Annotated in this window: 5 protein-coding genes and 1 pseudogene; 1 reads left to right on the top strand and 5 read right to left on the bottom strand. The window is 56.1% G+C overall.

The window, feature by feature from the left end; genetic code table 11:
- A partial coding sequence (gene trfA, locus AAKU64_RS22025; protein ID WP_354363048.1) for a plasmid replication initiator TrfA occupies positions 1–691 on the top strand: 691 nt, incomplete at its 5' end.
- Between the two features lie 123 nt (positions 692–814).
- On the opposite strand, the gene AAKU64_RS22030 is transcribed toward trfA, so the two are convergent.
- The 5 genes and pseudogenes from AAKU64_RS22030 to AAKU64_RS22050 form a co-directional block, all read right to left on the bottom strand.
- Positions 815–1243 (bottom strand): type II toxin-antitoxin system VapC family toxin, encoded by a 429-nt coding sequence (locus AAKU64_RS22030; RefSeq protein WP_354335696.1) that lies wholly within the window; start codon positions 1241–1243, stop codon positions 815–817.
- Complete coding sequence (locus AAKU64_RS22035; protein ID WP_354335698.1) at positions 1240–1494, bottom strand: type II toxin-antitoxin system Phd/YefM family antitoxin; 255 nt, start codon at positions 1492–1494, stop codon at positions 1240–1242. The genes AAKU64_RS22030 and AAKU64_RS22035 overlap by 4 nt, the downstream gene beginning before the upstream one ends.
- Positions 1495–2370: 876 nt before the next feature.
- Complete coding sequence (locus tag AAKU64_RS22040) at positions 2371–4137, bottom strand: methyl-accepting chemotaxis protein (RefSeq protein WP_354335700.1); 1767 nt, start codon at positions 4135–4137, stop codon at positions 2371–2373.
- A 433-nt stretch (positions 4138–4570) separates the two neighbouring features.
- Positions 4571–4795: a hypothetical protein gene (locus AAKU64_RS22045; RefSeq protein ID WP_354335702.1), complete on the bottom strand. Its 225-nt coding sequence runs from the start codon at positions 4793–4795 to the stop codon at positions 4571–4573.
- Positions 4796–4801: 6 nt separating this feature from the next.
- Positions 4802–5788, bottom strand: a pseudogene (locus AAKU64_RS22050) (methyl-accepting chemotaxis protein); the annotation flags it as partial.
- Positions 5789–5894: the final 106 nt, after the last annotated feature.

Genomic DNA, 5894 nt, shown 5'->3' on the forward strand with positions numbered 1-5894 from the left:
TGAAACCTTAATGAAATCATTGACTTACAGAACTACCCCCACGCCAGTGCTCGATCTCCTACCGTCACTTATTGCACCTAAAACAAATCGACCCCAAATCACGTACACCGGCATCGAGCTGCGCGCCGATGATGATGAACTGGTTTGGCAACAAGTCCTAGAGTACGCAAAACGTGTCCCGGTCGGGTCGCCCGTCACGTTCACGTTTTACGAGCTGTGCAAAGACCTTGGCTGGTCGATCAATGGCCGCTACTACGACAAGGCTGAAATGTGCTTGTCCAGGTTACAGGCGACAGCCTTGCAGTTCATTTCCGGCCGGATCGGCCGGCTTGAATCCGTGTCGTTGATCCATCGCTTTCGCGTGTTGGATCGAGGTAAGAAAAATTCGCGCTGCCAGGTCGAAATCGACGCTGAAATGGTGGTGCTGTTCGCCGGCAAGTATTACTCGAAATTCGAGTGGGAAAAGTACCGTTCCTTGTCCCCGACCGCCAGGCGCATGTTCGACTACTTTGTGTCGCACAGCGAGCCGTTCCCGATGAAATTGGAGTCATTCCGTTTGATGTGCGGATCGGACTCGGATCGAGTCAAAAAATGGACAGAGCAGACCAATAAGGCGTGTACCGAGCTGAACGGTAGCGGCCTGGTCAAGAAGACATGGGTAGCGGGTGACTTGATCTACTGCGAACGGTAGGCGTGCGATGATACGGTCGATCAACAGCGGGGGCTTCGGCTCCCGCTTTTCATTGACAAATGAGGGGCAAGGCTGGGGAAATTTCGCGGCCGCGAAACCGGCCCGAAAAACATCTGTTTCCCATCACTGCGATACCTCCCACGGATTGATGAGGGTCACTCCCGTGGGCTTAAAATCAGCGACGTTGCGAGTGACCACCGTCATGCCATGCACCAGGGCGGTTGCCGCGATGAGTGCATCGCGCTCGCCGCGCCTGTCAGGTACATGCAGCCGGGCGCAACGTTGTGCCACGGCGGTGTCGACAGGCAGCGTGCGCCCGGAGAACTCAGGCAATACGTGCTGCTCTAGCCACGAGCGCAACACGGCCCCCTGGGTGGCGTCCCTTCGCTCAATCGACAGAACACCAAGCTCCAGTTCCATGATGGTGATGGCCGACACAAAGAGGTCAGCGGCATCAACGCTTTCCGTCCATGCCGTCACGTTCGTATCGGCCTTTCCAAGCCGCACCTTGCGTAGTTCGGACACCACGTTGGTATCGAGAACAAACATCATGAGAAATCAGCCGGCCGAGTTTCGATGGTCACACGCGGCGGCTCAAACTCGATGTCGGCAATACCTGGCATAGCCAGCGCATCGGCAATGTTGCGCCGCTGCTTTGTGAGCCGTTGATAGTCCTCAAAGGTCATAAGCACATGGGCCGGTCGGCCTCGATCTGTGATGAACACTGGCCCGTTGTTTGCAGCTCGTTTTGCTTCGCTCGCCGCTTGGTTGAACTCGCGGCTTGATAAGGTGGTAATGGTCATGACGACACCCCCGTATGCTTGAATGATGTAGTCATGTTACTACATCATTCAAGCGGGTGCAAGCTTCGGCGCAGTAGATTGACAGCGCTGCGTGCCTTGGCCCCTCAAGTGTCAACATAACGGGGGTCTAAGCCGGAACCCCAGAAAATTCCGTCGCCTTAAATTGAGGTGCTGAAATTGTCACGAATACTGGGGAGCTCAAGACACGGAACTGCGCGCACGGGCAAGCCATGATCAGGGAGGACAAGCCTTGCCATGGCGACATGTTTCACACCTTGCAGCAGTGGGAGAGCTTGACCAATGTGCTGCCACGTGGTCAAGTGCGTATTCCGCTGATCGTGACCGATGATTCCGGCATCGTGACCGGTCGTTCCGGGGATCGTGACCGACGGTATGAGACCGTCAGACACAGCGCGCTTTGAATTGTAGGTATTTTGGTTTTTGGTTCCGGTTTTTTCCTTTCTGGGGGTGTAAGCCGGAACCGCCGAAAATTCCGTCATCCAACAGCAAACACAAAATATAGCTGGCCAAGCCAGCCGCAGCGCCGCCCCAGGCCACCGCAAGCCCAAGAAAAAGCCCAGCCGATGAGGCCGGACTAAAACCCTTGCGCCCTCGATAAGGGAAGTGGAACGCGAGGACACGAGTCCCTATTTGTAGTTGCTCGCGTTTCAAACCGTCCAGACTTGCAATCAGCGGCTTTTCGGACTCAGATTATTTGCAAATGACCCCATGGTCAGACTCACTGCAATCGGACTCTGTCGCATTAAGCGTTTTCGGTTCAAAACAACTGTTGATTTCATTGAGGATTTTCCAAGGCAAATTGATTAATGCGACAGAGCCGACTGACCGCGAGAGGTTGCCAAAGTGGGTGGCGGGTTAGAAGCTTTCCCAATCGTCGCCGCCCGCTTTGGCGCCACTGTCATGCGCAGCCTTGGGCACTGTCGCACGCTCACGCGATGCCACTGGATTGGAGAACGCCTTGAACTTGGGCGCAACCTTCCTGACAGGGGGAAACTGCTTCGGCGCGCTGTAACTTACCGGTGCGGTGGCATGGTGGCGGCTTGGTGCATATTCGCCCCGTCCTTGTGGCAGCTCGAACACCGCCACCGTGCTCACCAATTCCTGCGCCTGACCTTTAAGGCTTGATGCCGCTGCCGCCATCTCCTCCACCAGCGCAGCATTTTGCTGCGTGACCTGATCCATTTGTTGGATCGCTTCACCGATCTGCGCCACCCCTTGGCTTTGCTCGTTGCTGGCTGCGCTGATCTCGCCCATGATGTCAGTCACACGACGGATTGAGTCCACCACCTCGGTCATGGTAGCACCGGCTTGATCGACCAGAACCGTGCCTTGCTCAACACGCTCCACGCTGGCGTTGATGAGGCTTTTGATTTCTTTGGCTGCCGCCGCGCTGCGCCCGGCCAGGCTGCGTACTTCGCTGGCCACCACGGCGAAGCCCCGGCCCTGTTCACCGGCCCGGGCCGCTTCCACCGCTGCATTGAGGGCCAGGATGTTGGTCTGGAAGGCAATGCCGTCGATCACGCTGATAATTTCGCTGATCTTGCGCGAGGCATCGTTGATGCCCTTCATGGTGTCCACTACCTTGGCCACCACTTCGCCACCCCTGACGGCAACGGTGCTGGCGCTTTGGGCCAACTGGTTGGCCTGCTTGGCGCTGTCAGCGTTTTGCTTCACGGTCGAACTCAGCTCTTCCATCGAGGCCGCAGTTTCTTCCAGTGCACTGGCCTGCTCTTCGGTGCGCTGGCTCAGGTCGTTGTTACCTTGGGCAATCTCGGCACTGGCCGTGGCCAGGCCCTCGGAGCCTTCGCGAACTTTGCCGACCACCGTGGCCAGGCCGGCCTGCATCGCCTTGAGCGCAAGCAGCAGTTGCGCAGTCTCGTTCTGGCCATCGGCTTCGAACTGCAGGCTAAGGTCGCCGGCGGCGACAGCACGTGAAATATCTACCGCCTGGTTGAGCGGGCGGGTGATTGAGCGCACCAGAATCCAGCCGAAGACGCACAGTAGCGTCACGGTCGCAGTACCGATGGCAATCAGAATCTTTAGTGCGGAACTGTAAACCCCTTCCGCTGCGTCGACCCCCCTTTTCAGCAGGCTTTCTTCGTAACTGATGAAGTCCTTTATGGACTGGATATAAACCGTTTGTAGACTGTCCGTCTCGGTAAACATCAGGTCGGCCGCCTGGTCGCTTTGGCCAGCTTTGTTCAGTTCCAGCACCTTATTGCGGCTTCCCCCATAGGCCTTGCGCCGCTCGACGACCTTGGCTAATAACGACTTTTCTTGGTCGGTTGACAGGCGCTTTTCTAGAGTGGCCATGTTGTCGTTGACGAGCTTGACGGTGTCGGCGAGGATGCTCTGTGATCGCTGGATCGCGGCGGCGTCAACACCGGGCCTTCCGGCTGATGTGACAATGTAGGTGAAGGCACGCGCGTAATCGTAGGCAGCTTGAATGTTTTGGTTCGCAATATTCGTTTTTGGCAAAATATCGTCGGTCACTACCCTGAAGCGGCTCATCACAGAGGAAAGCGTCCCGGCACCGGTAAGCGCCAGCGCACCAGCAAAGCAGAGAACCAGCCCAAAACCAAGCGCGAGACGGGTACCGATTTTCAAATTATTTAAATTCATAAGGTAAGTCTCTTCCTGGGGGTGACGGTTTAAGGTTCTGTTGGATTAAGCATAAACGACAATCTGGCTCATGCATGATTTCCGTGAAAGTTTGATCGATAGCACCTTGCGCAAGGTTCTAAAACGGCTTCATAAAGAGGGTTGTACGCCCCAAATTGTCACGGCTACTGGGTAGCTCACCAAGACACGGAACTGCGCGCACGGGCAAGCCATGATCAGGGAGGACAAGCCTTGCCATGGCGACATGTTTCACACCTTGCAGCAGTGGGAGAGCTTGACCAATGTGCTGCCACGTGGTCAAGGGTCCCGCAGCCCAATGCTGCGCCATGTAATTGAAGATGGATACCGCAAAGAAGGACTGCGCCGGAGATACATTGGCCGGCCAACGGAGCTCTTTGCACTTTAGCACGGTTGCGGTTTTGGTGTTTGCTGGCTATCCGCCCCCCGCGGATTTGGGACTATTTTCTTTTGTTGCGCTGATACGTCCAAAAATACGGCAAACTTCAACCGAAGCCTTGTCGCGCTGGATCGCATCATATTCAAATTGCATATCGCGACACATCATGGCCAATTCAACCAAACTATCACGCAGAGAGAACAAGTTGACCGCGAGCTCTTGTGTCATTTTGCGGATGGCTTCAGGGCTTTCGTCGTCCATAGGGCTTCAAAAGTTTTCCCAGTTTGGATCCCCGTCGGCTGTTGCCGATGTGGCCAGTCGTGGCGCGGAGGGCTTAGCAGGTTTACTCACCGCGCGCTGCAACGCAAACCGCGACTGAGGAGGAACTAATGCTTGCTTGCGCATGGCTTGAGATGCGCCTTGCGTTCCCAGCTTAAATATGGCAACGGTTCCGACTAGGTCTTGGGCCTGTGATTGCAGGCTAGTCGCTGCGGCTGCCATTTCCTCTACCAAGGCGGCATTTTGCTGAGTTACGGTGTCCATTTGCGTCAACGCTTCACCGATTTGCTCAACGCCTTGACTTTGTTCGGCACTCGCAGCGCTGATTTCACCCACTATGTCGGTTACGCGGCGAATAGAACCCACGATTTCGGTCATGGTGGCACCTGCCTGGTCTACCAATGTAGTGCCTTTCCCTACACGCTCCACACTGGCGTTGATGAGGTATTTGATTTCCTTGGCAGCTTCTGCGCTGCGCCCCGCGAGCGAGCGGACTTCGGACGCCACAACAGCGAAGCCGCGACCCTGTTCGCCGGCTCGCGCCGCCTCGACTGCCGCGTTCAGGGCCAAGATATTGGTTTGAAAGGCAATGCCATCGATCACGCTGATGATGTCAGCGATCTTTTTGCTCGAATCGTTGATGCCCTTCATGGTCTCTACCACTTGGGCAACCACATCACCCCCTTTGATTGCAACAGCACTGGCGTTCTGCGCCAGTAGATTGGCCTGCCTGGCACTATCCGAGTTTTGTTTCACGGTGGAGCCAAGTTGCTCCATTGACGCGGCGGTTTGCTGCAATGCGCTGGCCTGCTCTTCGGTGCGCTGGCTCAGGTCATTGTTGCCAGAAGCGATTTGGGCGCTGGCCGTGGCCACTCCTTCTGACCCCGCGCGCACCGTGCCCACCACGTTGGCCAGGCTGTCCTGCATATCTTTGAGCGCCTGTAGCAAAAGACCAGTTTCGTCGTTGGATACAACCTCTATGCTTGTTACTCTACCACTGTCCCAAACCGCAATCGGGTGGCAAGCAAGGCGATTTGATACTGACGCCATGTGAATTCATCGCCAAGATCGCTGCGTTGGT

The organism is Undibacterium sp. GrIS 1.8 (assembly GCF_040544445.1).
In the GTDB taxonomy this organism is placed as follows: Bacteria; Pseudomonadota; Gammaproteobacteria; order Burkholderiales; family Burkholderiaceae_D; genus Undibacterium.

What these genes read in the sequence shown, in the direction of transcription:
- AAKU64_RS22035 (WP_354335698.1), bottom strand. Translation starts at nt 1,494, where the DNA reads ATGACCATTACCACCTTATCAAGCCGCGAGTTCAACCAAGCGGCGAGC.
- AAKU64_RS22040 (WP_354335700.1), bottom strand. Translation starts at nt 4,137, where the DNA reads ATGAATTTAAATAATTTGAAAATCGGTACCCGTCTCGCGCTTGGTTTT.
- AAKU64_RS22045 (WP_354335702.1), bottom strand. Translation starts at nt 4,795, where the DNA reads ATGGACGACGAAAGCCCTGAAGCCATCCGCAAAATGACACAAGAGCTC.
- AAKU64_RS22030 (WP_354335696.1), bottom strand. Translation starts at nt 1,243, where the DNA reads ATGATGTTTGTTCTCGATACCAACGTGGTGTCCGAACTACGCAAGGTG.